The 26,091-nt window shown below is 64.7% G+C and carries 15 protein-coding genes and 5 pseudogenes; 6 read left to right on the top strand and 14 right to left on the bottom strand.

The window, feature by feature from the left end; translation table 11 throughout:
- Positions 1-179: 179 nt before the first annotated feature.
- Entirely contained in the window at positions 180-554 is a 375-nt protein-coding gene (locus ACSMXX_RS13760) for a peptidase inhibitor family I36 protein (protein ID WP_473184306.1), read from the top strand.
- Between the two features lie 354 nt (positions 555-908).
- On the opposite strand, the pseudogene ACSMXX_RS13755 reads toward ACSMXX_RS13760, so the two are convergent.
- The 3 genes and pseudogenes from ACSMXX_RS13755 to ACSMXX_RS13745 form a co-directional block, all read right to left on the bottom strand.
- Positions 909-2,056, bottom strand: a pseudogene (locus ACSMXX_RS13755) (PP2C family protein-serine/threonine phosphatase).
- Between the two features lie 687 nt (positions 2,057-2,743).
- Positions 2,744-2,881 (bottom strand): annotated as a pseudogene (locus ACSMXX_RS13750) (IS5/IS1182 family transposase); the annotation flags it as partial.
- A gap of 48 nt (positions 2,882-2,929) precedes the next feature.
- Positions 2,930-3,739: a hypothetical protein gene (locus ACSMXX_RS13745; RefSeq protein WP_473184305.1), complete on the bottom strand. Its 810-nt coding sequence runs from the start codon at positions 3,737-3,739 to the stop codon at positions 2,930-2,932.
- 95 nt (positions 3,740-3,834) lie between these two features.
- Between ACSMXX_RS13745 and ACSMXX_RS13740 the strand changes: the two are divergent.
- Positions 3,835-4,046: pseudogene (locus ACSMXX_RS13740) on the top strand (transposase); the annotation flags it as partial.
- 1,117 nt (positions 4,047-5,163) lie between these two features.
- Positions 5,164-5,640 carry a hypothetical protein gene (locus ACSMXX_RS13735; protein ID WP_473184304.1) on the top strand — a complete coding sequence of 159 codons (477 nt, stop codon included), beginning with the start codon at positions 5,164-5,166 and terminating at the stop codon, positions 5,638-5,640.
- A gap of 181 nt (positions 5,641-5,821) precedes the next feature.
- On the opposite strand, the gene ACSMXX_RS13730 is transcribed toward ACSMXX_RS13735, so the two are convergent.
- The 4 genes from ACSMXX_RS13730 to ACSMXX_RS13715 form a co-directional block, all read right to left on the bottom strand.
- Complete coding sequence (locus ACSMXX_RS13730; protein WP_473184303.1) at positions 5,822-8,011, bottom strand: protein kinase family protein; 2,190 nt, start codon at positions 8,009-8,011, stop codon at positions 5,822-5,824.
- A gap of 6 nt (positions 8,012-8,017) precedes the next feature.
- Positions 8,018-8,731 (bottom strand): hypothetical protein, encoded by a 714-nt coding sequence (locus ACSMXX_RS13725; protein ID WP_473184302.1) that lies wholly within the window; start codon positions 8,729-8,731, stop codon positions 8,018-8,020.
- A gap of 110 nt (positions 8,732-8,841) precedes the next feature.
- A complete protein-coding gene (locus ACSMXX_RS13720) occupies positions 8,842-9,681 on the bottom strand; it encodes a VWA domain-containing protein (RefSeq protein WP_473184301.1) in 840 nt (279 codons plus the stop codon).
- A 143-nt stretch (positions 9,682-9,824) separates the two neighbouring features.
- Positions 9,825-10,223 carry a hypothetical protein gene (locus tag ACSMXX_RS13715; RefSeq protein WP_473184300.1) on the bottom strand — a complete coding sequence of 133 codons (399 nt, stop codon included), beginning with the start codon at positions 10,221-10,223 and terminating at the stop codon, positions 9,825-9,827.
- A gap of 487 nt (positions 10,224-10,710) precedes the next feature.
- On the opposite strand from ACSMXX_RS13715, the gene ACSMXX_RS13710 reads away from it, so the two are divergent.
- Together ACSMXX_RS13710 and ACSMXX_RS13705 are read left to right on the top strand one after the other, a co-directional pair.
- Positions 10,711-12,192: a hypothetical protein gene (locus ACSMXX_RS13710; RefSeq protein ID WP_473184299.1), complete on the top strand. Its 1,482-nt coding sequence runs from the start codon at positions 10,711-10,713 to the stop codon at positions 12,190-12,192.
- Between the two features lie 22 nt (positions 12,193-12,214).
- Entirely contained in the window at positions 12,215-12,370 is a 156-nt protein-coding gene (locus ACSMXX_RS13705; RefSeq protein WP_473184298.1) for a hypothetical protein, read from the top strand.
- Between the two features lie 309 nt (positions 12,371-12,679).
- Here ACSMXX_RS13705 and ACSMXX_RS13700 read toward each other — a convergent pair whose 3' ends face one another.
- The 7 genes and pseudogenes from ACSMXX_RS13700 to ACSMXX_RS13670 all read right to left on the bottom strand — a co-directional run bounded on the left by ACSMXX_RS13700 (position 12,680) and on the right by ACSMXX_RS13670 (position 25,189).
- Positions 12,680-12,844, bottom strand: coding sequence for a hypothetical protein (locus ACSMXX_RS13700; protein ID WP_169138353.1), 165 nt, complete (start codon positions 12,842-12,844; stop codon positions 12,680-12,682).
- A gap of 44 nt (positions 12,845-12,888) precedes the next feature.
- Entirely contained in the window at positions 12,889-15,273 is a 2,385-nt protein-coding gene (locus tag ACSMXX_RS13695) for an N-6 DNA methylase (protein WP_473184297.1), read from the bottom strand.
- Between the two features lie 482 nt (positions 15,274-15,755).
- A pseudogene (locus ACSMXX_RS13690) lies at positions 15,756-16,914 on the bottom strand (IS3 family transposase).
- Between the two features lie 815 nt (positions 16,915-17,729).
- A complete protein-coding gene (locus ACSMXX_RS13685; protein ID WP_473184296.1) occupies positions 17,730-22,592 on the bottom strand; it encodes a DEAD/DEAH box helicase in 4,863 nt (1,620 codons plus the stop codon).
- A 329-nt stretch (positions 22,593-22,921) separates the two neighbouring features.
- A complete protein-coding gene (locus ACSMXX_RS13680; protein WP_473184295.1) occupies positions 22,922-23,857 on the bottom strand; it encodes an LLM class flavin-dependent oxidoreductase in 936 nt (311 codons plus the stop codon).
- On the bottom strand, positions 23,854-24,069 hold the full coding sequence (locus tag ACSMXX_RS13675) for a hypothetical protein (protein WP_473184294.1): 216 nt from the start codon (positions 24,067-24,069) through the stop codon (positions 23,854-23,856). Before ACSMXX_RS13675 ends, ACSMXX_RS13680 begins: the two co-directional genes overlap by 4 nt.
- Positions 24,070-24,274: 205 nt before the next feature.
- Positions 24,275-25,189: a hypothetical protein gene (locus tag ACSMXX_RS13670; protein ID WP_473184293.1), complete on the bottom strand. Its 915-nt coding sequence runs from the start codon at positions 25,187-25,189 to the stop codon at positions 24,275-24,277.
- A 557-nt stretch (positions 25,190-25,746) separates the two neighbouring features.
- On the opposite strand from ACSMXX_RS13670, the pseudogene ACSMXX_RS13665 reads away from it, so the two are divergent.
- Positions 25,747-26,003 (top strand): annotated as a pseudogene (locus ACSMXX_RS13665) (helix-turn-helix domain-containing protein).
- Positions 26,004-26,091 lie beyond the last annotated feature (88 nt).

The following is a 26,091-nucleotide window of genomic DNA, read 5'->3' as shown; positions in this document are numbered from 1 at the left end:
TGAACAACCACACCCGGCCGATTGATAACCGACGGGTTGTCAATGAACGCGTGGACCGAATCGATCTTCCCTTGAGACGGACCATGCGGCGACGTCAGCATCGTCAATGCGGGGGGCGCTGCTGCCTCAGGGCTTCCTGCGAGCACTGTTCGAGTTCCTTTCACACGGGGAGAAAGTCAATGCGCAAGGTCATGACCACAGCTGCCACGCTGCTGCTCGCCACCGGAACCCTGACCGCCTCCGGGACCGCCGCCGCCAGCGGTCAGCAGGCGGCGAGCGATGCGGAGGCCCGGGCTCAGCAGAACTGCCCCGCAGAGCACGTTTGCTTCTACCCGGGCAAGGACTACACCGGGACGCCGCAGAACGTGGACCCGGCCAACCTGCCCGTGTGCGGGGCGACGCCCCTCATCGCGTACTCGGTCTACAACAACTCCCGTGACGTCTACACGTTCTACAGCGGTGCTGACTGCACAGGGGGCGGGCAGACGATCAACCCCGCCACGGGTGTGAAGAACTTCGACTCGATCGGCGAGCGCGTCTCCAGCTGGCGGTGACCATGGCGCCGCCGCGCCCGGCGGCCGGCTGAACGGCATCCACGGCACCGACAGGGCCCGCACCGGAAACCGGTGCGGGCCCGTTGCGCTCGTATGGGCAGTGTGGGCGCGGCAACTCGTCGCGGTCACCGATGAGGTGGACCTTCGACCCACCGTGCCTCGGCCACTCGGCCCGATGACGTCAGGCTCGACAACCCGGAGCTCACCGAGTGGCTGTGACTGAGTTCGGTAGTTGGCGGGCACCCCGCAGCATGGTCGACCGGCAGTTCCGGCTCGTTCCGATGTGGCTGCCGCCAACTCCCGCTGGGGATACAGGTGTCCGGCGGAGCATGAGTATTCGCGGCACCGGAGTCGCTAGATGTCGCGAGCGGCCAGTTGGTCCGCGTCGCCTCCGCGCCATTCGAGGAGGAAGAGGGTCGCGTCATCGCTGGTGGTTCCGCCCCGACCCCGCATGAGTGCTCGCGACATTCGGCGTGCCGTCTGGCTCACACCAGCCGTGGGCGGGATGGCTTCAATGGTGTCGATCATGCGCTGTACGCCGAATTGGTCCCCGTCCTCCCCGTGTTGCTCAATGAGGCCGTCGGTGAAGAACAGCACCCGGTCTCCCTCGGAGAGGGACGTCTCCGAGACCTGCGGGTCGGCTCCGCCGAAGCCGACGGGCAAGGTGGTGGGACTCTCCAGCCTCTCAACGACTCGGTGGCGGCGAACGAGCATGGGGGCCGGGTGGCCGGCGTTGGTCCACTGAAGGAACCCTGTCTCCACGTCCAGGCGCGCCATCTGCGCGGTCACGAAGTTCTCCATCCCGAACTGTTCATCGATGGCGCGGTCCATGAACGCATACAACTCGCCGAGGCCGGCATCCGCGCGCCGAGCGTGTCGGTAGGCGCCGATCGCGGCGGTCGCCAGCAGGGCGGCGTTCAGTCCGTGGCCCATTGCGTCGATGATGGCCATGTGGAGGATGTTGTCGTTGAGGGCGTAGTCGAGGCTGTCTCCGGCGATCTCGTAGGCGGGCTCCAGCACGCCGGCGACGGATACGCGTGGGGTGTTCATCGACAGCGGCGGCAGAAGTGACCACTGGATTTCCGCGGCCGGGGTCAGGGGTGGCCGCGCCGCCGGACCTTGGAGAAGTTGTCGGTGTAGCCGGCTTTGACGAGCAGCAAAGCTGAGGTCAGCGCGGCCAGCCTTCCCAGCAGCCGCCGGTCCTGGCGCTCGACGCTGTCCAGCGTGAGGGCGAGCACCCCGATCTCGTCCCTGCCATCCAGCAGCGGCAGATACATCCGTACGCCGTGCTCCTGCTGCTCCTCCACTACACGGCCGCCGAGAAACGCCTCGCCCGCCAGGGAATCAATGATGGACAGCGGCACACCGCCGACGAGTTTCCTTCCTGGCAGCGGCACCAGCGTCAGCTGCTCGTAGTCCTGGAGCAGGATCGACACGTCCCGCCCGCCGATCTTGGCAACCTCGTCCGCCACCAGTGGGGCGACGAGGTGTGGCGGCAGCATGTAGGACCGGCCCAGCAGCTGCCCGAGCAGCCGCTCACCGAATCCCTCAGACAGGCCCGCAGCGGACCTGCGGTCATTGTCCTGGCGCTCGTTCACCGGTGCGACGCCGCCTTCCTGCTCGCCGACCCAGCTGTAACCCATGATCGCTCATCGCGGGCGCCGTAGCTCAGCGAAGCTGCGCCATCGGGTTCCCCACGCCGTCACCATTGAGATGAGCACCGGCTCGTCAGCTGTCACGCCCGCCCGCCGACCATCGCGCTCGGCAACAGTGGCGCCGGGCGGGCCCGACGTGGCTCATTGGGCCACGACTCCTGCTGTGGCACTGGCAGTCCCCTCCGCCTACTCGTACGAGTGCCTCAGCTCGCCCGGCCCAGCGGGCCCACTGCGAGCCCGGACTTGGTGCCGGGGCCCACGACCTCTTCGTCCCGAATGAGGTCAAGTCACGTTGCTCAACTGGACGTTCGTATGGTCTTGCTGGTCACGGCCTTGGCCTGACTTGGTGCAGGTTGCGTAGCGGAACCTCGATTGGCGTGGTCTTCGCCAGGATTTCGCCAGGAGCCGCACCGTCCAGTCCGACGGCCGAGCGGTCACCTCCGCGTCGTAGGACGCGCGTACCGGACACCTGCGTCGCCGCCCCTCTCCAGAACGGATGTTTGTCGAGGTTAAGGGCGGCATTTAGAACTCGTCTCATTTGGCGAGTCTGCGGTAGCAGATGAGGATGCAGGCGATGCTGGTGAAGGCGAGGAAGTGGTCAGCTTTGCGTTCGTAGCGGCGGTGGAGGCGGCAGCCGGCGAGCCAGGCCATCGTGCGTTCGATGACCCAGCGGGAACACGGCCAGACCAACTGAAAGTTGGTGAGATCACCTCACTTGCGTCAGCTCAGGCTTTCCGCCACCGACAGGTAATCGGTGTAGATCTGCGGTGAGCCGGAGAACGAAGCGAGCTGCTTCCATTCCTCGTACATCTGCTTCGTGTCCCGATAGGCCTTGGCGAATGCAGCAGCCTCAGCAGTCGCGATGTCCGCATCAGGATAGAACGCATGGAGTGCCGCGAGGCTGGCAATCTCCATCAGCACTACATACTGATCCAGCCGGTTTCCGCGCTCGCCTTTCAGCAGGCGAAATTTCCAGTCGGGATAGTCCTCGATGCGATGATGATTTTCAGCGATGAAGCTTTCGAAGGTATCTGCCCGGACACCGGGGCGCAGCGCGAGATTGTGGATGCCGATCACCCGGGCGAGAGGTTCTTCTCCTGGGCCGCGCTCCTGATAACGCGGCCCATCGGCGACGGTGCTTTTCTTGTTTTCCGCCAGCAAGCGGTAGTCGGTATAGATCGTGGGCAATTCGCTGAATGTGCCGTATTTCTTCCATTCGCGGACAAGATCCCGGGCCTCGCGACGATCGCGCCAGAACTGGCGTGCCAATTCTGTTTGATTGCCGTCAGCCGCCAGGTAGCGGTCGCGCTGCCCGGCGTCATCGATTTCGAACAGCATCATGTATTGGCCGGCTCGTTCGCCACGCAGACCGCGCAGCAGCGTCCAGCGCCATCCGGGGTAGCAGGGAATGTGCACGCCTTTATGGCGAACAAAGGCTTCGAATTGCTCCGGCGTCACGCCGGCTTCGGTATCGATAGCGATGTAGTACAGACTGAAGACCGGCGCGTTTGACGTGTCATGGCGTGGCATTGAATGCTCCATGGGTCTCGACTGCTATTGGGCGAATCTGCTGGTCTAAGTCATATTTGATTGTTCCGAAGTTCGACAACAAGTCAAGCGCGCCCGACAAGGGCTACGACTACGACCACCTGCGGAGCTGGTTACGCGGACGCGGCTCACCCACCGCATCGCCCGCAAAGGTGTCGAGACCTCCCAACGGCTGGGCCGCCACCGCTGGGTCATCGAACGCACCATGGCCTGGCTCGCCGGCTGCCGCCGCCTCCACCGCCGCTACGAACGCAAAGCTGACCACTTCCTCGCCTTCACCAGCATCGCCTGCATGGGGAATGAGGATGGCTCGGTACGGGCGCGCTACTCACACAGCACGGCGCGCATGAGGAATCGGCTCATGAGTGAGCTGACCGAACGGTGGGAGGAGGCATTGGACGCGCGGTTGGCCATGCATCCGCGGTCCCCGGTGCGTGCGCTCGATTCCTTCCTGAGAGCGCGTCAGGGGTGACGCCTGGGGAGTGGATTTCCTTGATCCACTCCCCAGCTCACTCCCCGGGGTGTCAGACACGAGTCAGGGCCAGTCTTCGGTGAAGAAAGACCGGCCCTGACCTGCGATTTCATCTGTTGGGGTGGCGGGATTTGAACCCACGACCTCTTCGTCCCGAATGAGGTACCCGGCAAGATCATCAACTGGCCGGACAGCGGTTGCGCTGGTCAGAGGTTCAGTATCGAGGGGTGTGGCGTGGTATCGGGGGGCTTCTGGGAGTGATTCGGCTCCCAGATGGCTCCCAGGAAAACTCACGACTGCTTCCCCTCACAGGCGAGAGCCCGGCGTGCATCGCAGTCACTGCCCCAGGGGTGTCGTGTCCTGTCTCGACGCCCAGTCATCGATCCTACGCATTACGAGGCCCGCAAGACCGTGACGGGCCTGGTGGCTCAGCCCTGTTGGGCACGATGGAGCGATCGTCGGCAGCCCGCACCAACTGCTGTGTCGAAAAGTAGAGTTGCTGCACAGTGCGGTGCTGTGACATCAGGGCGTGTTGGTGTTTCATACCAGCTTCCGCCGGAACAAGTGCACTTCGTCGATCGCGGGACGAGCAGGAACGAGCAGGAACGAGCGTCCCGCGGGATGGTGTCATTGGACGAGGGGCAGTCCCGGCCGCTGTTCTTCGCGCTCGTCGGACCGGGCGGGACGGGCAAGACGGAGCTCGCTTTCCGCCTCGCCCGTGTGCTGCGGAGCCAGGGGAGCGACCCTGGGAGCCAGGGGAGCGACCCTGACAGATTCGAAGGGATCCTCTGCACCGACCTTGACGACCTGCGCTGCGGCGGAGGGGTGGAGCCCGCCGATGTGCTGGCCGACCTCCTCCGCTCACTCAAGGTTCAGCCGGACTGGATCGAGCGGTCCTTCGCAGCCCGCAGGAAGCAGTATTGGGATCAGACCGATGGAAGGCGGCTCATGGTCATCCTCGACAAGCCCGCTACGGGCGGAGGTCGAGCCGCTGCTGCCCTCCTCCGGCGCGAGTGTGCTGATTGTCGCCAGCTACGGGCCTCTGTACGACCTGCAGGACGGCGTGGCCACCGAGTTCGTGCTGGACCCGCTCGATGAGTCGCATGCCGGAGAGCTGCTGCGGCTCATCGCCGATGATTCACGACTGGAGGCTGAGCCGGAAGCGGTGCGCGGACTGCTGGACTTGTGCGACGGCCTTCCGATAGCCGTGCACGTCGCAGCCCGCTGCCTTCGCAGGCACCGCCGAAGGCCGCTGTCTCGGATGCTCGACGAACTCACCGCTGAACTGCACGACAGAGGTATGCCCGTGGTCGAGCAGGTGTGGGACGCGGGCATGCGAGAGCCTCGGCGCGGAGGCCGCCGGGCTCTACCGGCTGCTGGCCGACGCAGTTGGCCCGAGCCTCCCGCTTGAGGGCGTCGCGGCTCTCCTCGGCCGCGGCCGGGACGCTGCCTGACCCGGAATGGTGCATCGACGAGCATCGAGCAGCTGCGAACAACAGTGCCTGAGCATCGGAGTGGGCCCGCACCGGGATCATTTTGCCGAGGAGTTCTACGAGTACGTCACTTGTGGTCCTTCCTGCTGAGCGCTGGAGTCATGAGCGACGGGCCGACCCCGGCCGACCGGTGACAAGGAACCGCAGGTAGGGGAAGGTAGACAATCGGCGACGTCTCTGGAGGGCCGCGGTGAGGGCGGCATCCAGTCCAGGGATATCGGCGTCCGCCTGCTGGATCTGCAACATCTGGCGTGCGAATTCCTCGCGTTGGGCGCGTGCCGAGGTACGTGCCTGTTCGGCCTCTCGGTGGAGACGTCCGCGGGCTTCCTGCAGGTCCTGCTCGGCCCGCTGCCTCGCTGTTTCCGCCTGGGATCCGACTTCGCTGATGCGACTCTGCAGGCCGTCCTTGCGACGCTGGAACTCAGCCTGAGCCGCTTGTCGCTCCTGCACAGGCAACGTCGCTGGGCAACGAGATCGAGCTGCGGCGATCTGTTGGTCTCGCCATTGTTCCAGCGCTTTAGCCTTGGCTGGGCCGATTCCCTTGACATCGACCCTGCCGCCATTGATCAGATCAATGTACGCGGTGACGTTGTTGTATCTGCCCCCTGCACTCACCAGCGTGATGCCGCGGAAGTCCGCGGCAGTCAATACCCCACGGGTGGCCAACGCGTCCTTCAACGCCCGCCCTACGCCAGGGATCTTGGCCTTCTCAATGAGCGCATGCCCCAACTGCTCATCGACATACCGTTGCTGGTGGTGTCGGAGGCGTTGGTCGAGATCGGCGGCGAGCTCGCCATCAAGGTGTGTCAGCTGCGTACGCAGGTCTCTTTCCCGTTTTTGCTTGTTGCTCTCGACCTTGGCCAGTTTTTGCTGATGTTCGCGGGTAATTCGCTGGCCTTTGTGGTCAGCTTGTGCTGCGCGTTTCTGCTCCGCCTCTTCGAAGGAGTTGCGCTCCCGGGAGAGCCGCTTTGTTGCCGCCTCTGGGTGCTGTGCCGCCCACTTCTGGTTCTTGAGCTCAAGCACCTGCTGCTTCAATTCACGGAATTCCGGCCGGGAGCGTTGCGCACTGCGGAAGAATGTCAACCCCGCCGAGGCCGACGCACAGGCCGGGATGATACCGACGGAGAGGATGTTCAGGGCAGCCAGCACGGGGACAGCAAGGGAAAGAAGTAACACCGGCAGGGCCAGCAGATCGCGGACTCTACGCCGGTGGTGAGTCCCTAGACGGTCGGGGGTAGGAGAGATCGTGCCAGAGGAGGAGTCGGGCGACCCAACGCGATCACGCAGCCAATCCGGTAGGCCGCTGCTGGTCGCTGCCCCGGCGCTCGTCGAATGTGATGCCGTACCGCTGCCGTTCACGCGGGTCGAGACGCGGGGTATGGCGTTCATCGGCACGGTGACGAGGTCCGCGATCTGCTGAGCCGACTTGGCAACGTCCGGGTTTGGGTGACTGAGGAGCCGTGCGAAGCGACGTGATACCGCCGGGGCCTTGTAATCGTCCTCAGACAGCAAGAGGTACTCGCCGGAAGGCTCATGAAGATTGGCCCAGAGTCCGGGATCTGCTGCCACGGCTTTGAGCGCGGCGCAGATGATCCAGCTGGAGAAGCGGTCCATGTCCGGGCCGAAATCCCCAGAGCCACGCAGAGGGGACTGGTAGTTGCGGTGCCCGTCTTCTGTGCCCTGTCTTCCGGCCAATGCGGGGACGTACATGCCGTCGTAGTCCACGAGGCGGAAGGTGAGGTCAGGAGCGACGAGGAGGTTGCCGTGCTGGAGGTCGCCGTGGGCGATGCCGTGGGTGTGCAAATCGTCGATCAGCGCTTCGAAACGCACCGCAAGCTGGCCCACTTGAGCGCTGTCACGGTGATGGTGGTCGAGCCAGGAGGCCAGGCCCTGCCCCTGGGCCCACTCCATTTTGAGGATTGGGTAGCGTTCACCGCTCACGAGGATCTCGTCGGCCAGGTACTCGAACCCGACGTTCCACGGCTGTGACAGACGGGACGCCGGAAGGCTCGTCAGTTGCCTGCTGATTGCCCGATAGCGATCGTTCTGGTCGGGGACATGGCGCGTAAAGCACTTCACGGCGTAGCGGTCTCCGTTGCCGGGTGCGGTCAGCGAGAAGACGCTGGCAAAATTGCCGGAGATTGCCTTGGGCAGGCCCAGGCCAGTGAGCGTCGGCTCGGCGCTGCGCAGATCTGGGTGCCGGAAGCACACCGTGGGGTTCTGCAGGGCTGTCGCGTACTCAGAGCCGGTTGGGTATCTGCGGAAGGCACCGGATGCATTCGTGGGCACCGAGCGTCACCGTCCCTGGGCCTCGATGTGGACCAGTGCCACGTCGTCGTTGCGGAGGGCGCCCCGGTCTCTCTGATCTTGCACCCAGGCCTCGAACCGCTCCCCCTGGCCAGGGTTGCGTGCGTGCTCGGTGAGCACGTCAACCGCCTTCCCCGGCCGGGGCTGAGTGAGGAACCAGGCGGCCAATGCGTCGGTGGCCAGCAGCACAATGTCACCACTGATGCAGGTGCCAACGAGGAACTGCGTCCGAGCGGCCAGGAGTTCCGTGTCGCGGTTATTGCTCCCAAACAGCTCAGGCCGGTTGCCGAAGTCGTCGGCGGTAGCAATGGGATGCGCGGTGAGGAGGCATCCGTCGCGGATGTGGAACAGGCAGGAGTCGCCCAACGCCGCGGCTTGCCATGTCCACTGGGCAAGGTCTGGGTCTGGGGTGAAGGCAGCAGTCAGGAGCGTCGCGTGGGCGCCGGCGTTCAGCTTCGTCTCCTCGTACCACTGCAACGGCTGCCCGCGGTCCGATCGCCGATCGGTGTACTCCTTCAGCCAGCCGGCCCACCCCTCCACGAGGTCGGCAGCGAAGACTTCGAACCGTGCCGGGGAGACGAACAGGCCGTCCGGCTGGGTGGCTGAGCGGGCTGCTTGACCAGCAAGCATCCGCGCCCACTCGCCGGACAGCAGGCTCTCGGTCGCACCATCGCACACTGCTGCTGTGACGACTCCCTCCATCAAGAAGTCGTACGGTTCGTGAGGCAGGACACAGAGAGCGTCCTCGCACTCGTCTCGGGTGATCCCGGCTTTGGGCACCACGAAACTAGTGACGTAGAGACCTTTGTGGCTCACCGCAGTTCGGTGGCACGGGTGCCGATGTCCAGGAACTGCACGACCGAGGTGATGTCGGCGTTGTACACAAACCCTCGGGTGTTCTCGCTGACCGAGTGTCCCTGTGATGCCGCGTAGGAGCGCATGTGGCTCGGCAGTGTGCTGGACATGGCGAAGAGTTGGCGCGCGTAGGCGTCTGGCAGTCCCGCCTCGGAGTCGGGGAAGACTGTCGGCTCGCCTCCGGAGTCGGATACGTGCAGGTTGAAGAGGAGAACACCGCCGTCAGCAGTAGCCTGGGAGCTGACCTCGCCGGCGCCTTCGGTGGGGTTGCCGTCGTTGGCTTCGCCGTCCGTGAGGTTGAGCACGATGGGAGGGAAACAGCCCGGATAGCGCTGCACCCAGTCTCGTGTCAACTGCGCCGCGTAGTGCAGAGCACGGTTCATGGGGGTGCCGCCGTGGGCCACTGGATCCATCCAGACAGGGAACTTCACCGGGGTCTCCACGAGTCCCCCGGCTCCGTCCGGCACCTTCTTGACCCGCTCTTCCATGCGGGCCGGGAAGTCCGCGACCTGGCTGAGCGGTACCAAGTCGCGCCCCGCGAGTTCGCCCGCGAAGGCGGAGCCGACCGTAGAGCCGTACCCGAGAACGGCCACGTGGAAGTAGTCGCGCACTCCCTCTTCCTTGGCGCACTTCACGGACAGCTCGGTCAGTAGGCGGTTGATGGCATCGGCGACGATGTCGGCCTTGCGCTGGGTGGTACTCCCGTCACCGATCGGGTCGCTCATGGAGGTGGACTGGTCCACGAGGAAGATGATCGCGGTGGGGTTGGCGCGGCTGATCTCGGCGGTGTAGGGCATAGCGGAGCTCCGTTGGATGCGGGACGTGGTGACGGGTGGCGAGGAAGAGCGACGATCGACCGGCACAGGGAGACGGCCTGACACCTCGGCCTGGGCATATTCCGCACTCGCGGCGAGAGGTTGCTCTGCCGATGAGATCGGGCTCACGATCCGCCTTTCCCTGTCAGGGCAAGGGTCGTGCTGACCACTGTGGAGATCAGCGTTGCGATGCCGCCGAGGCTGGCGAGGCCCGTCACTGGGCTGGCGAAAAGCTGTGCCGCGCAACTTCGAAGCCGGGGGTGCACGAAGAACGTACGCATACGCTGCCACTTGTGTTGCTGCAGGTGGCACCCGCGCATTACGCCTCTGGCGTTGTTGCGGCAAGGCATGCCCGCCGCACGAATCGGGGCACCGCATGGGTTGGGGGCCTGGAAGAGAAACCACAGCAGGCTTAGTGCTGAGAGCGTGGCTATCCCACCGCGTCCGAAGTCGGAGGTCAACCAGCCGGTTATTGCCAGGACTAACGCGATCAGGCCCCAGTAGGGAAGGATCTTTTTCCACATGATCGAGCAACGCTATAGCTGCCAATTCCCATACACAAGACTTCAATTGAGCGTTGTGTGCCAGTTCTGCCGAGAAGAGGCAACGACTCGCAGCGGTTTGCGGTTGGCTTGGCGTCTTGAGTGTGGATGTGAAGGTTGCCCTCGATGCCAACGGCGAATTCAAGCCAGGGCGGGGCGGGTGGACGCCGAGTTGCGGCCGATGGAAGCCTTGGACGGTCCCCCTGTGCCCACAGCTCGTGGACGGCGGTGCTTTGATGGCGCCTACGGGTCACGATCGCGTGGCGGGCCGCGGGATCTCGAGAGGCACGAGATCGTTGATTCGCTCTGCGTTGGCAAGGCGGCTACGGCGAGATGAGCGCAGCAGGTGCCGTCGCGAATGTGAGGAGTCAGCATCGGGGGTTTGGCCAGCCCCATCTCCAGTCAACACGCCTGGCGCGGCGCGGATGTCAGAGGTCGGTGCTCCAATGCCCTTTCACCGCAAGGAACTGTGCAGGACATCGACAGGAGAACGGCCATGTTGTTCGGAGGCGCCGCGCCTGGGGTGACCACCATACACACGCTCGTGGAGATCCGGGGCGGGCAGGATTGCTGGACGAGAGCCGAGGATGAGTTTGCCCGCCGCGGTTGGCGGGTCCACGAGCCGACGCGGCGCGAGCGGCACATCGCACGGCGTGCACACGGGGCACCTCGGGACGCACGCTTCCGCTGGGTGGACATATCGGTTCCGGGCTCGCGCTGGCGTGCTGACAAGGAGGCTGCCTCGAAGGTGGCAGACGCCGGCCGGAAGGCCGATGTCATCCTCTATGACAGGCGGTTCTGGCGCCTTGAAAGCGACCGGACCGTGCAGCCCACCTGGCGCGTCTACTCCACGCGACACCGGAGTCGCACCTTGCCGCCGGTCAACGCCTCGCGCTGGTCCCGCCCGCTGTGGTGGACACGCGGAGCGCTGTACCGAGCAGCGGTGGGTCTCGGTCTGTACGACCTGGACGGCGAGCGCGTGCACGGCAGTAAGGAAGCCGCGCTACACACCGCGCGGGAACTGTCGCCCGACGGTCCTCGCACCGATGTCGACGTCCGTCCGCTGGACGGACTTGGCCGCCCCGGCACGCCTCTGCACGGGGAGAACCTCACCAACCGGACCGCGACGGTTTTCGCCGCCACGCTGATCGCGGCCGGCCTCCTGCTGTGCGTCGCCCGTGAAGCACCTGCGGCGGGCATGGTGCTGTTTGGCGCACTGGCTCTCGGCTGCATTGCGATCGGCTGGTGGCGCGTGCTGGCGCTGCCGCTTGGCCGCACGCGCACCGAGACGGTGCTCGTTGCCGCGATCATCACCTTGCCGGTGCTCGCCAGCACCGTCGGCGCCCCGGGGCTGACCGGGGGGTACTCCCGAAGCCACGCCCTCGTATTGGGTCTGTCCGCCTACTACATCGCCGGGCTCATCCTGCTGGTCCAGCGCTGGCGCTGGCAGGCACTGCTTGTCGGCGCGTTCCCTGTGCTGGCTACTTTCGTCGTGTCTGCACTGCCCGTCACGCGAACGCTCCTGCACGACATGTATGCCGACGAACTGTCACTTACTCCGGCAGAGACCGCTGTCAGCACAATCTGGCAGCTCGCCGCGGCTGTCGAGCTGCTGTGGCCACTGCTCCTGGCGCTCCTGGGCGTCGGCGCGGGCTGGGGCCTTCTGAGGTACTTCCACTACGTACGCCGGCTTTGGCGTTCTCAACCTGCTGTGCGTGACAGCCATCGCGGTGCTTGCAGCGCTGCAGGCGTTCAACTACACACTCGACTCCCCGGCGCAGGCTTCGGCCGCCGTGAAGCGCGCTGCCGCACAACGAACAGTCGCGCCCGGGTACTTCGGGGTGAAGCCGGAGTGGACCTGCGTGACGCCGACCGTGCCGCAGCGCGAACTCAACGAGAAGGGTGGGGTGTTGAACTCGAGTCGTCCGTACCTCTCCTTCGGTGTCGTTGACGGAGACGCTGTCCTGTGGAACGTGAAGGCAGCGAAGCCCCTGCGCATACCTGGCAAGCAGGTACGGCTGACGCCCGCCGACGGCGGGGCACGTCCCCTGCGCACGTGCCCGGTGAACACGGCGGGCAAGAGCCCTGCCGAAGACGCCTCTCTGCGCCGAACACCCCTCGTCGCGTGAGGACATGCGCGCCGCCGGGTTGGCACGGCGCGCGTTACGGCTGGGCTGCGGATTCTGTGTGTCTGTGCTCTCCTGACGTGCAGCCGCATCCGTAGTCGCAACACACCCTCCCCAATGTTCGCCCTGCGGATCACCGCCCAGGGGCACCCGATCCGGATGGTGACGCACCGTCCGCTCACGCATCGCTCACGCATCGGCGCCCTCTCACCGGCGGGTTTAGCGGGGTCCCTCGGCCTCTCGGCGACGGCCAAACCGTGGAGCTCCACGGTTTGGCCCGTACTTGTCGCCGCGGAAGGCTCGCATCACCATCTAGAGCCGTCCGCGCTCCTTCAAGACGGTCAGCCAAACGGTCATGGAGGCGACGAACGCTGCTCCCCCCGTCTTGGCGGCCTCGACGGGCCTGTCCCCTCCCCAGCTCATCACGATGCCCGTCGCCAGCGCGATGGCGAGGGAGCAGAAGAGCGCTGCCAGCAACCAAGCAGACCGGGCACTCGAGGAATCCTGAGACGGTTCCGTGCTCAATCTCCCTGCTCCTTCCTCGCTGTCCCCGGCTGCACCACGGACGCCGCCCTCTGCAGGACGCACTCGGCGAGCGCCGTCCGCGAATGCTCGGCAGCCTCGGCGAACTCGCGGTGCGCGATGATCTGCTGGTCGTACGCCCTGAACTGGCCCCCGATACGGACCTGTTCGTCCACCGCCGGGAGCGGCACCGGAAGCCGGCCAAGCGCAGCGGCGCTGATGGACCCGATAGAGGTGGTGGCCGTGGAGCGGTTCCGGATCCATTCCTCGACAGCCGGCAGGGAAAGGAAAGCCAGCAGGTACTCCGGTAGGACCTCTTGCTCCGGATGCTCCGACGGACGGATGCGGAGCAGGTTGCTGCCAAGAATCCAGCCGTGCTGCGCGGGCTCCACCAGCGCTGAGGGACCCGTCGTGCCCGTGCGCACACACAGGATGTCGCCAGCGACGACCCGGTACGCCCGCAGGGTGCGCTCGGCATGCTTGCGCAGCACCATCACTTGACCCGGCGCGACGACTCGGCGGTCCCGCAGAAGCTTCGGCTGCACCACGGGCACGTCGCCGTCCTCCGAACGGGCTCGCTTAATGAGAGAGGGGGAGGGACCTGCCTGGATATCGCAGAGTTCGCCCAGCGGCCGCTCCTCCCACTGATTACTCCCGACAGCACCGTTCACGGAGTGCACGAACCCCTGCTCCCGCTGCACATTCGCTACCTGCCGGTCCGCCTCGAGCATGAGGTGCTGTGCACGACGCAGCATCAGGTCGCGCTGCCCGTACTCCGCTTCCAACTCGTCGGCGTCGCGCCCGGCAGACGCCGTTTGCACCACGTAGTCGGCCGGATTGAGCGAGTAGTCCCGCTCACCGATATCGGTCGCCTCAGCCGTCGCGGAGAGGACGGAGGTTTCCGGGGGCGGAGGGGAGTACTCCTGGTCTGTGTGCCAGGCCCCCACGGATTGCACGATCGCCGACGTGTCCTCCTCGGTGAGTACACGCCGGGTGCGCGAATCCATGACTCCTGTTCGACGCGCGTCGACGAACAGGACCTCCGGGCGCGGACTCGGCGTCTTCCTGAGGAGCCACACGGACACCGGGATGGTCGTACCGCGGAACAGCTTCGCCGGAAGCGCGATGACACACTCCAAGACCCCCTGCTCCACCAGGTTCCGCCGGATGTCACGCTCCTGCCAACTGGCAGAGGAGAGCGCATTGTTGGGCATCAGCATGGCAGCGCGTCCTCCAGGACCGAGCCTGCCGAGCACGTGCTGGACCCAGGCGAAGTATCCGCTCCCCGGGGGTGGTTGACCGTAGGGCCACTGCCCCGGCGAGCTGTCCCGCGGGGAGGATGCGTCCGCACTGAAGGGAGGATTGAGAAGGATCCGGTCCGCGGTCGCCGACGGCTGGTCCAGCTCGTTCCATGGTGCGGCGCCGCCCGTCTCGAGTCGTGCCTGCACGCCGTTCAACAGGAGGTGCATGCCGGCGAGCCGCAGGGTGTCCTCATGCGAGCCGGTACCGCGCACGGTCAACGAAGCGGTGGACCCTCCAACATCGCGCACCGACTCGACTGCGGCCGCGAGCAGTTCGCCGCCCCTCAGATACGGATCGCAGATTGTGAGCCGCTCGCCCCCCTCGCACACCAGCAGCTCGGCCATCATGCGGGCCACAGCACGCGGAGTGAAGAACTCACCGCTCTTCAGCCCAGCCTGCTCCTCGAAGTGCTCGAGCAGCAACGGGAAGTCATCGGCCCCCAGCTCGCCGGCAAGGCGGATGACCTGCTGGACGTCCGCGTACGAGCTGGGCCGGAGCCGGTCGAGGGAGCGCCCGACTCCCGGCAGGATCCCAAAGCCTCGCAACGCGTCATCAGCAGCGTCTCCAACGCGCTTGAGCAGCCGTCGGGCCTCATCCGGGCTCTGCCGCGGCGCGGCGGCGCGCAACAGTCCGCCCCACCGAGCCGGTCTGCACGCCCGGAGGACGGCGACGGACGCGAGCAGTGTCACATAGTCCGTCTGAGCGCCACCGTCGCCCTGAATCCTCTCCGACACCGGTCCTATGAGTTCAGCGACGGTCCGCCCGGAATCCTGCGCCTTCCGCGTGCCTGGAGCCGAGGGGACCGCGTTATGCCGCCGCAAACCGGCGGCCTCCCGACTGCGGCGCGCCCTGTCTCCGTAGGTGGTTCCGTGCTGTTCCCCGTCAGCCAGGAACCTGGGCGGGATCGCGCGGCCGTCGAGGAACGCCATGACCTGGCTAAGGGGGAAGCATTCCATGCCTCCCGAGTGGATGGCTGGGGGGAAGTCCTGATGGCGATGTTGCCAATTGCTAACAGCCGGGCGTCTCACGCCCGCAAGCCGCGCGACATCGGCGCCGGTGAGAAGTGGATCTGCGGTGTTCATGGCCACGACGGTAGGCAGTCAAGCCGAAGTGAACAAGTGCGCAGCACACTGCGCATCACCATTGCGGAGCGCAACACCGCGCATGCAACTGAGATCTCAGCTGGTAGATCTGATGCTGAACTGCATCTTTACCGAGGTGGAGGCTCCTGTCATCGATTGCGCATGAGTGTTTTCTGTTAACACCCCTTGTATGTCCGCGGGTGGTCGGTGGCCTGCACCCCCTCCGGGAGACAGCAAGACGCTAAGGATCCTGCGTCACACAAGGTGGGATCCGACCTCCAGGCGAGCACCTGAGAAGCCATCGTCTTTCCGGAAGTGATCACTTCGAGGCTGGCTGGTCGAGCAGCCCCGGGATCCCTCGGTGTCGCCGCCGTGCCAGTCACCGGCTCATGGCGGTGATCAACCACCACAGCAACATGGGTCTGTTGCAGGTTTGGGTGACAGGTTGACCTGCCCCACCGTTTGGGCTCCGGTCTCGGTGGCTAACTGGCAGCCGGGAGGGTGTCGTTGTCGGAGAGTAGTTCGTACTCGGTGGGGGTGCGGTAGCCGAGTGCTGAGTGTCGTCTCTGGCGGTTGTGGAAGATCTCGATGTACTCGAAGATCGCGTTGGCCAGTTCGACTCTGGTCTTCCATCGCCTGCGGTTGAGTAGCTCGATCTGCATCGAGGACCAGAAGCTCTCCATCATCGCGTTGTCCAGTCCGTCGCCGACCGTACCGAAGGAGGGCAGGAGGCCGGCGGAGCGGACCTTGTCGCCGAAGACCCAGGAGGTGAATTGCGTGCCGTGGTCGGCGTGGACGATGCCGCCGGGTTCGGGTCGGCGGTTGCGGATGGCCATGTCGAGGGCGTTGACCACGAGCGTGGAGTCCTGGCGGGAGTCGATGGACCAGCCGACGATTCTGCGGCTGTAGGCGTCGAGGACCGCGGCGCAGTAGAGCCACCCTTCCCGGGTCCGGTGCTGGGTGATGTCGGTGACCCACAGTTCGCCTGGCCGGATCCGGTGGAACTTGCGATTGACCAGGTCCTCGGCCGTGGCGACGCCACGCAGACGTCTGGCCCGGGTGGGCCCGGGCAGCCCGTGGATCCCGGTCTGCGTCATCAGGACCGAGACGGTCCGCTGGCACACCTGGATGCCCATGGCCATGGTGAGCTCGGCGTGGATCCTGCGGTAGCCGTAGGTGCCTCGGGAGGCGACGTGGACCTCGCGGATGAGGCCCGCCAGCCACTCGCGGCGCAGCTGCCTGGGCGTGCTGGGTGTGCGCTTGTGCTTGTAGTAGGACTGCCGCGCGACCCCGAGAATGCGGCAGCACCTGTCGAGGGGAGCCCCGGCATCGACGAGTTGGTCGATCACCGGGTAGAGCCTTTTGGGCGCGGCTCGTCCTCGCCCAGGAACTTCGCCGCCTGCCGGACGATCCCCAACTCAGTTTCCAGCTCACGGATCCGCCGACGAGCAGCCCGCAACTGTGCAGACTCACTCGACGGCGTTCCCGGTCGCCGCCCATTGTCGATGTCGTCCTGCCGCAACCCTTCGACAACGTGACGGGATGGATGCCGAGCTCGACCGCGGTCTGCTTGGCCTGCTTGCCGGCACGGACCAGCGCGATGGCACGCGCCCGGAACTCCGGCGGATAGGGACGAGGCATGACTGCCAGCCTTTCGTGAAGGACTGTCAGATAGCCACCAGAGCTGGAACCCCGGACGTGGGGCAGGTCAAGATGTCACCCGATCGTGCAGCAGACCCCTGTTCGGTGGCGCGCAGTCCATCCGCGACCTGCATGGCCCCCAGGCTGGCTCGTGACAGCGGCGGTGATCTGCGAGCCTTACTCAGTCAGGCTCCTGTCCCTCCACCGCGTCGTGAGGGGCGCGATCGGGCAAGTTGGAGGGGCCTCCAAGGCCAGTATCGTCGGCGCATGCCCAATACACACCTCATGATCATCAGTGACCACGGTGCATTGAGCTGGGTGGTAACCGAGCAGAAGATGGCCTTCCCCGCTGGCCGCTCCAGACTCGCCCAGTCCGTCAAGGAAGGCGACGAAGTCTTCCTCTATACGACCCGCGGGTGCTTCGGCAACCCAACTCGCGACCGCGGGCGCCTGATGGGGCTCGCAACCGTCTCGAGTCCGGTTCACGTGTTGCCTGAGCCGCTGCATCTCGGTGAACGTGTCTTCCCTGAGGGATGCGCCCTCGACATTCAGACTCTGGCCGACTGGCGTGAAGGGCTAGTGCTTAGCGACCTTGTGCCGCAGCTAGAGGTATTCCCCGACCCTAGGGCATGGAGCGTACGCATGCGCAGGGCTGTCCTCACGCTCCCAGTCGCTGATGCGAAGCTGCTCCGTACCACTGTCGCACCTCTACTTCGTCCATATCCCGAAGTAGCTGAAGCATACCGCCAAGCATAGAACTCCTGCTACTTGACGGTACTCAGCTCTAGTTGCGATGGGTTAGCTTGGCTACGCAGCTACTCGAGGATGTCCAAGGCCGGGAGCGAGTCGATAATCTTTACCGTCTTTACGCTTACCGTCACGATCCGCTTGAGGAGGTCGATGATGTAGCGCGGGTCGTCGGACCAGTCATTGGGATCGTTGGTAATTTCCGATGCCTTGTCGACCTTGACCTGGTACCGGTCGACGATCCACTCGATCGCGGAGCGGGCTCCGAGCTGGTAGCTGTACGCCTCCTCCGGGATGTTGGAGAGAGTCACGCGGTGGTTGTAGATGATCGTCGAACGGTCCTGCTGCCCCTTCACCTTGGGGATTCTCATTTTCGAGACTCGGTAGAGCTCACGCTGCGGGGTACCGGCTGCGTCACCGGATACGGTCTCGACGATGCCTGCATAGGGCTCGGCTTGCTCGTAATTGATGTGCAGGTCGGCGAGCTTGCGACCAGCCTGGGCGAAGCCACGGAAGTCGCGCACCTTGGGGATGCGAGGCAGGGACTTCTTTAGGTCAGCGGCGAAGGCTGTGCGGAAGTCGAGGGAGTGAAGCAGGCCGTAGCAGTAGAAGAAGAGGTCGTCCCTGGTGATCTCCGGGTCTCCGTACGTTTCCCGGTAGTCCCGGAGCGCAGCGTCGGTGATGTTGTCCACGTGCTCATAGCCCACCTCTTCGCCCAGGGCAGCGAAGAGGCCCTCATCACTACCGAGTTCACGGTAGGTGTAGCGAGGGAAGAATTGGCCATTGCTGGAACCCCAGTACGCCAGATCAGGAAGATGATCAACTGCGTGCACCGAGAAGGGTTTGTCTGACCCCACGCCGGTCACGTAGAAGCCAAAGTTCTCATGACCCGGAGTCGGGAACATCTGCGGCAGCTTGCCCGGTCGATGGTTCAAGTCCCGATCGAAGTAGACCGCGTGCCGATTGAAGGGCCGGTACATACCGGTGACCATGCGGCCCGAGTCGTATCCGATCGCCTTGCCTTGGGCCATCTTGGAGATCAGGCTTGACGACCAACTAATCCACTGGGGGGCGCGGTCGATGTACATCTCCGCATCGGAAGGTTTCGGATTGGCGATACCTTCCGTCTCGCAGTAATCACGGAAGCCCGTGCGCTGGGTATTGTAGAAGTCGATCATCGACTCCATATTTTCGCCGAGTTTCTGCTCGGAGTAGTTATATACCCAAGCATCCCTGTTTGTCTGAAGTCCCGGGGAGTAGCCTCCAAAGATGGCGGCCTGCCCACCCTTCACAACCTTGTCGCCCAACGCTCGAAAATCGCCGTACCGCTGGTCTCTCTGGTTAATCCAGTCTCCTTCGGCGTTCGGCGCCAGTTTCTTCCAATCCACCGTGTCGAGGGCTTGTGAGCCGAGGGTGCGGAGTTTGTTCTCGCGGGTGAGGTAATCCCCGATGTCGCGGTAATGCAAGGCACATCCAGCCTCCGCACCGTAGTTTCTGCCACACTTCACTAGAAGAAGGATCGCGACAGTGTTCCGACTGCCGGATCCGAAGATCTTGCCGCCTTCCTTCCGAGAGAGTTCGCCAGCTGTGCGCTGGTTGCCTCGCAGGTTGTAGCAGTAAATAGCGTCGAATTCATCGACCAGAGATTTGCGTAGTCCGTCGGCGGTGTTGCCATCGATATATCCGCCGTTGGAGACGAATGCAACGACACCCTCATCCTGAATTCGGTCGGAGGCCCAGCGGATGGCGCGGATATAAGAGTCGTACAGAGAGTTCTTGTTCGTAGCCGTCGAGAGAGTGGCGTACGTCTGCTGGATTCGCTCGTCAAGCACCTCGTACTTCACGTTTTGATTGTCGTCGTTCTGACTGTCTTGCCCCACCGAGTAGGGGGGGTTGCCGACAACTACGGTGATGCCTTGCTTCTGCTGCTTCTTGGCACGCTCGCTATTCCCCTCTAGGACGTCCATTCCGTCGAGTTTCGTCGTGCCCTCGGCGAGCTGGAATGTGTCGGTGAGGACGATGCCTTCGAAGGGCTGGTAGTCGCCGCCGGCGAGGTCATGGAAGGCGGCCTCGATGTTGACCGCGGCGATGTAGTAGGCGAGGAGCACGATCTCGTTGGCGTGCAGCTCACTCGTGTACTTGCGCAGCAGGTCTTCCGGCTTGATGACGCCGGACTGGAGGAGGCGTACTGGGAAGGTGCCTGTGCCGACGAAGGGGTCGATGATCTGGACGCCCTCGTCCGAGAGGGAGCGGCCGAGGTGCTTGGCCAGGGCCTGTTCGGTGGCGCGGATGATGAAGTCGACGACCTCAATGGGGGTATAGACGATGCCGAGCGAGTCGGCGGTTTTGGGCAGGGCGGTCTTAAAGAACTTGTCGTACAGCTCAACGATGACGCGCTGGCGGCCCTCATGGTTGTCGATGCCCTCGGCACGAACCTTCACCGAATTGTAGAAGCCCTCCAGGGTCTTGGCCTCGGCATCCAGGCCCTGGTCGTCAAGGATGTCGAGCATCCGCTGCATGGCTTTGGACACGGGGTTGTGCTCGGCGAATCCGTAGTCCTTGAACAGGGCGTCGAAGACCGGCTTGGTGACGATGTGCTGGGCGAGCATGTCGATGGCATCGGGGTCGGTGACGCCGGGGTTTATGGTCGCGCGCAGTTCGCCGACGAACTCTTGGAAGGCGGCCTGCTTCTCGGGAATCGCCAGAGCGGCCTTAATGCGAGTGACGTGGCGGTCGGCGATCTGGGCGATGTCCTTGGCCCAGTCTTCCCAGTAGTGGCGTTCGCCGACCTTGTCGACGATGCGAGCGTAGATGGCGTCCCGCCAGTCGCTGACGGAGAAGAGGGCGTCCTGGATGTGCTGGGCGCTCTGGGCTTCCTTGTCCTTGGCGGCCTGGGCGCTGTCGGCGGTGCTGGAGCCGTCCTGGTCGCCGATCGTCTCGTCGTTGGGCCCGATGCTGCCGATGCCGATTTTGTTGTCGGGCTTGTTCTTGTTGAGTTCGATCTGGTTGACGGTCGCATTGAAGCGGTCGTCATGGGCGCGCAGCGCCTGGAGGACCTGCCAGACAGTCTTGAAGCGCTCGTTCTTCTGGAGGGCCGCCTCCGGTGACATGCCCGCGGGGATAGCGACGGGCAGGATGATGTAGCCGTAATTCTTGCCGGGGGCCAGGCGCATCACGCGGCCGACGGACTGGACGACGTCGACCACCGAGTTGCGGGGGTGTAGGAAGAGGACGGCGTCCAGGCTCGGGACGTCGACGCCCTCGGAGAGGCAACGAGCGTTGGAGAGGATGCGGGCCTGGTTCTGCCCCGGGTCTTGCTTGAGCCAGTCCAGGAGCCTGTTGCGCTGCAGGGTGTTGAACGTGCCGTCGACGTGGTCGACCTCGCAGTGCAGCACGTCGTCGTCAGCGTCGTCGTAGGCGTCGACGACCTCGTTGAAGCGGGCGGCGATCGACTTGGAGTCGGCGATAGAGCGGGCGAAGGCCACCGCCCGCTTCATGGGGGCCTCCTCCTCGGCGAAGCCGGAGCCATCGGCGAAGGTGCCAGTGCGCTTAGCCATGGCGTTCCAGCAACCGATGATCTTCGCCGCGTCATTGAGGTTGAGCTCGGAGGATCCGCCGGCAATGCCCTGCTGGAGAGTCTCGGCGACGACGCCCTCGTCAATGGTGAGGATGAGGACCTTGTAGTCGGTGAGCAATCCCTGTTCGACAGCCTGACCAAAGCCGAGCCGGTGGAATTCGGGGCCGAACATCTGCTCGTTGTCCATCGAGGCTAGGACCGCATCAGCGTTCTTCGCGTCGGCCTTGGCGTCCTCGTTGTAGATGCGTGGTGTGGCCGTCATGTAGAGGCGGCGCTCCGCGCCGAGGTAGTCGTCGTTGTGGACACGAACGAAAGCCGACTCGTCGTGGCCGACCAGTGTGACGCCGGTTGTGCGATGTGCCTCGTCGCACAGGATGAGGTCGAAGCGGGGCAGTGCCTTCTTCTGTGCATCAGCGACGGCGGCGATCGAGTGGTAGGTAGAGAACACCACCGTCAGCCCTGGTGCCGCCTCCACCCTGGCCGTCTGTTTGATCAGCTGGTCGGGGTCCGTGGTGGCGGGCAGGGCCAGGTCGTGGGCGGCCATGTCCTCGTCGTCGCCCCTGGTCTGCTGCTTGCCGACCTTGGTGTCCGAGCACACAGCGAAGGAGCGCAACGGCACCTCTGCTTCGAACGACCATTCGCGCAGCGTCTGAGAGAGTAGAGCGATAGATGGCACCAGGAAGAGAACAGTGGTGTGCTCCCCCTCCCCAGCCTGTGCACGCTCCTGTTGGAGTCGTTCTGCGATCTTCAGGCCGGTGAAGGTCTTGCCTGTCCCGCAAGCCATGATCAGCTTGCCTCGATTGTGGCCTGCGAAGCCGGCGAAGACATCGTCGATCGCCGCGACTTGGTGCCTGCGAGGAGTTTTCTTGTCTTGCAGGGACAGCTCGAACGGTGCGTCCTGGGCCGGCAGGTGCCACTCGACAGGGCTGTTAGCGATGTCCGACAGACCGAGGCGGGTGACCGGGATCTGTTGGTCGGCTAGTGCGGCCTCGGCGTTGGACCCCCACTTCTCAGTCGTGGAGATGATCATTCGACGGGTGAAGCCGCCCTTGCCGGAGGCCGTGAAGAAGGAGTCAATATCCTCCTTCCGGATGGTGTGGTGCGGTTCATAGAATTTGCACTGGATCGCGCAGAATCCCCCTGTCTCTCGGTCCTGCGCCACCAAGTCGATACCGGTATCACGCTTGTCGTGCTCTGCGCCGGGCCAATCGGCCCACATCCATACCCGACTGAACTGCTCGTTCCACTGCGGGTCGGTACTGAGGTACTGGAGCATCAGCTCCTCGAAACGAGTCCCGCGTTCGCGGTTTTGTCCAATGGAGCCGTTACGGATGGCCCTGATGACGTCGTGCACCGATGTAGTCGTGCTCACTGCGCTTCGCTTCCCGTCACTGCCGGAGGCGGACGACGCCGCACACCGGGGAGATCACACACAAGGATGTTCCAGAACCCTAATGGCAGTCCGCGCCAGGTGCATTGGCCGATTGCGCGGTGGCGGAAACTGATCGTCCATGGAGGAGAGTTCACGGGGCCGCCGATCGGGCAACGTGACTCAGGGTTCGTGAATCGACCAGGCCAACTACTGTCCGCTGGCCCATCTCGTGGCAACGAGCGGCCCACAGTCCAAGGCACGGCGGGTGAATCAACCATGCTCGAATCGGTTCTTGGGAGTGCCCCGTTGGTTCATGACGAATGGTGATCCGTCTGCGTTGAGGCTTCTGCCAGCATCTCGATCTGGTCATCGCTGAAGAGGCCGAAGGGGATGCCCATGGCACACACTACGTGAGTGGCGCCGAGATGCTGCCAGGTGAGGAGGCGAGAACGGATCTCATCCGGCGTGCCGATCAGGCCGCGGCTGCGCCAGGCTTCAAAGGCCACGGCATCCAAGTGGCCAGCAGGTACCCATTGTTGGAGGCGCCGCCAGCGTCGCAGCAGGTCGTCTTCGTCCTTTCCAATAACCGTGGTCAGTCCAACCGACCGTAGCAGCGGCGCCTGGCTGTTCGGGCTTCGCTGTCCTGCGGCGCTGAGCACGGTATCCAGGCGTCGGGTGAAGTCATCGGGGCTTGGGTCCCAGGCCAGATTCCAGCCGTCAGCTACCCGGCCGGCGACGGAGAGGATGCCGGAGCGTTTGCCCCCGATCCAGATCGGCGGGGCCGAGTAACCCAGGCTGGTGCGAAGCAGGTTGGCCGTTGCCTCGACGGCTGCGAGGCGTGCAGTGCTGGACGGGAAGGGCACGTTCGCGTCTTCGAATTCGGCGGCGTGCCACCCTGCTCCGAGGCCCACGTCGATTCGCGGGCCTGCGATGTCCGACGCCGTGGCGATCTGGTGTGCCAGCAGGGCCGGTTCGCGCAGCGGTGCTGGGGTGACCAGCGAGCCGAGCCGGATGCGCTGGGTGACTGTGGCGAGGGCCGTGAGCAGGGTCCAGCAGTCGGGGGATCGCCTGCGGCGGCCGTCGCCTGCGTCGAGCCATAGGTGGTCGGAGACCCACAGCTCGTGGAATCCGGCAGCTTCGGCCCGTTCTGCGTAGGCGAGGGCGGCGCGTGTTCGGGCGCTGCCAGCGGTGTTGGGGTCGGGGAAGAGTCCGTCGTAGTGGGGTAGTGCGAGCCCGAGCGTGATCATGTGCGGCTCCCCGAACTCGGCTGCGGTGGCGCGAATGGGCTGAGCAGTGGGTGCGCCGTGTCGCGGATGAGGCGGATCGCTTCCCCGAGGAGTGGCGCGAGGAGATGCTTCCGGCCTGTGGTGGCGGAGTTGGGGATTTCCCGCAGTAGAAGCATCGCTGTGTGCCGTGCCAGGGCGGTGAGGTCCTGCTCGTGGTGGGTGGCGCTGGTCATGTGGGAGAAGGCATCGACGGTGGGAGCGGTCCAGGCTGTCGGAAGCGTCGTCCCGGGGGCCTCGTATTGCAAGGTGAGGGCGTTCGAGCCGAGTGTGGCGTCGCCGTGACGACGGCCGTGTCAGGGTCGATGCCACGGTCGGCGAGGATCGCGCCGAGCCGTTCGCCCAGGGCGCGGGCGGGGCGTGATTCCTGCAGGGTGGTGGTCACAGCTGACCTCCGTAGGCTTCCTCGACGTCGGCGGGGTCGGGGTTGGTCCACGGCTGGTGTTGCGACGGAGTCGACGGGGTGGCGTTCATGACCTCGTTGACCAGGCTGGGCAGCACGCCTGGGCTCAGCCCTTTGGTGCGAAGGCGCTCCAGCGCGGGGCGGATGTAGGCGGGGTCGAAGCCCTCATCCAGCAACTTGCGTATTGCCCGGCCGAGGTGCCCCAAGACATCGCGGGGCGGGCGGTGGGCACAGGCGGCGGTGTACTCGGCCAGGAGCTGCTGAGCCGAGATGGTCTTGGCGGCGGGGGCCGCGCCCCCCACCGGAGGTGATCCTAGATCCCTGTTCCTAGATCCAAGATCCGGACAGTGAGGACTCACTGAGCCCTCGGTGATGTCTCCCTGCGGCCTCACGGAGGACTCACTGTATGTGCTTTGACCTGTGGATTCGCGATTCACTGAGGCCTCGCTGCTGCCTCGTGAGTCCTCACTGAGCCTTCCGTGAGGGGGCAGTGAGGCGTGGGTGCCGTCTCCCTGCAGAGACCTGGAGGGCTCCAGCGGACGGTGGTCATCGTGGTGGGGGCAGGAGGGGTGGCGGACGCCGCTGGGTCGATTGATCTTCTGATGGAGGGAGAAGGTGACGATGTGCAGGTACCGCTTGCCGTCGTCTCCCTCGTACCGGCAGATCAGGTTTGCGCCGGAGAGCTGGGTGAGGTCGTCCTCCACTCCCATGGGCCCGTGTTCGGGTCGCAGGGACCACAACAGCCCGGCGATGACGGCTGCTTGGTCGCGGAAGCGTCCGTCGTCGTCGGCCTGCGTCAGTAGACCGAAGAAGGTCCGTTCGGCACTGATGCTCACCTCGGCGAGGGATTCAGAGGCGAACGCTTCGGGCTTGATGGTGCGTATCCGTGCCATGGTTACCGCCCCGCATTCGGATGCGGGAGATGGCAGATGGGGGATGCGGCTAGGACTGCGGGGGCAGTAGGATTGGCCATAAGTGTTCCTCATCGGTGGTCGATGGGCTGGTACCCACGGCTCACCATTCGTCGCGGAAGGGCGAATTGATAGGGGACTATCGGCTCCCGGCCTGCTACGCCGGGGGCCGATTCTTTGTTCGTGGGTGTCCAAGACAGCCACACCCACACGCACAAGTCCAGTGGTAGCCCTACCGTCAAAGGATTCCGGGCGGGAGTACCACTGTCCCTGGAGTCATTTGTAAGGGACGATTCCCGGTTGGCAAAAAAATCCGTCCACAGGTGGAGCCAGAAGGATCACATCGTGAAGTCGTTGCGCATCGGCGTCGACTGACGGTACGACTACGACGCAGTTCAGACACGGTGCGGACGGGGCGAGAGCACTCGATCGGCAGCTTGAGTGTCTGATTCGGTTCTCCATCGATCAAGCTGGCGTGCGCCTTTATAGCCGACGATCGCCGGTTCTCCAAACCGGGGATCGCACGCTACAACAGACGCATGGCCACCCGAACTTTGGGAATCGGCCCGGCGGGAATCCGGGCTGCCCGAACAATCGAAATTCTCCGCAAGCAGCGCGGCCTCGCCAGCGCCAGCTTGCCGAACGCGTCACCGCTCTCGGGCGTCCGACGTCCAACACGATGGTCTCCCGCATCGAACGCGCACAGCGGCGCTGCGATGTGGACGATCTCGTCGCCATCGCACGCGCCCTCCTCGTATCACCCGTCGCCCTTCTGCAGGAGTCGTCCCCTTCATGAGCCGGTTCACGCGTGCCGCTCGCCTTTTCGCGGACCAACACCAAGAGCGACGCCCAGAGTTGCCGGACTCGAACGCCCAGAGAGGAAT

This window comes from Streptomyces sp. DSM 116795, from assembly GCF_055792905.1.
The sequence above is the reverse complement of the archived record's forward strand: the minus strand, read 5'-3'. Positions and strand labels throughout refer to the sequence as shown.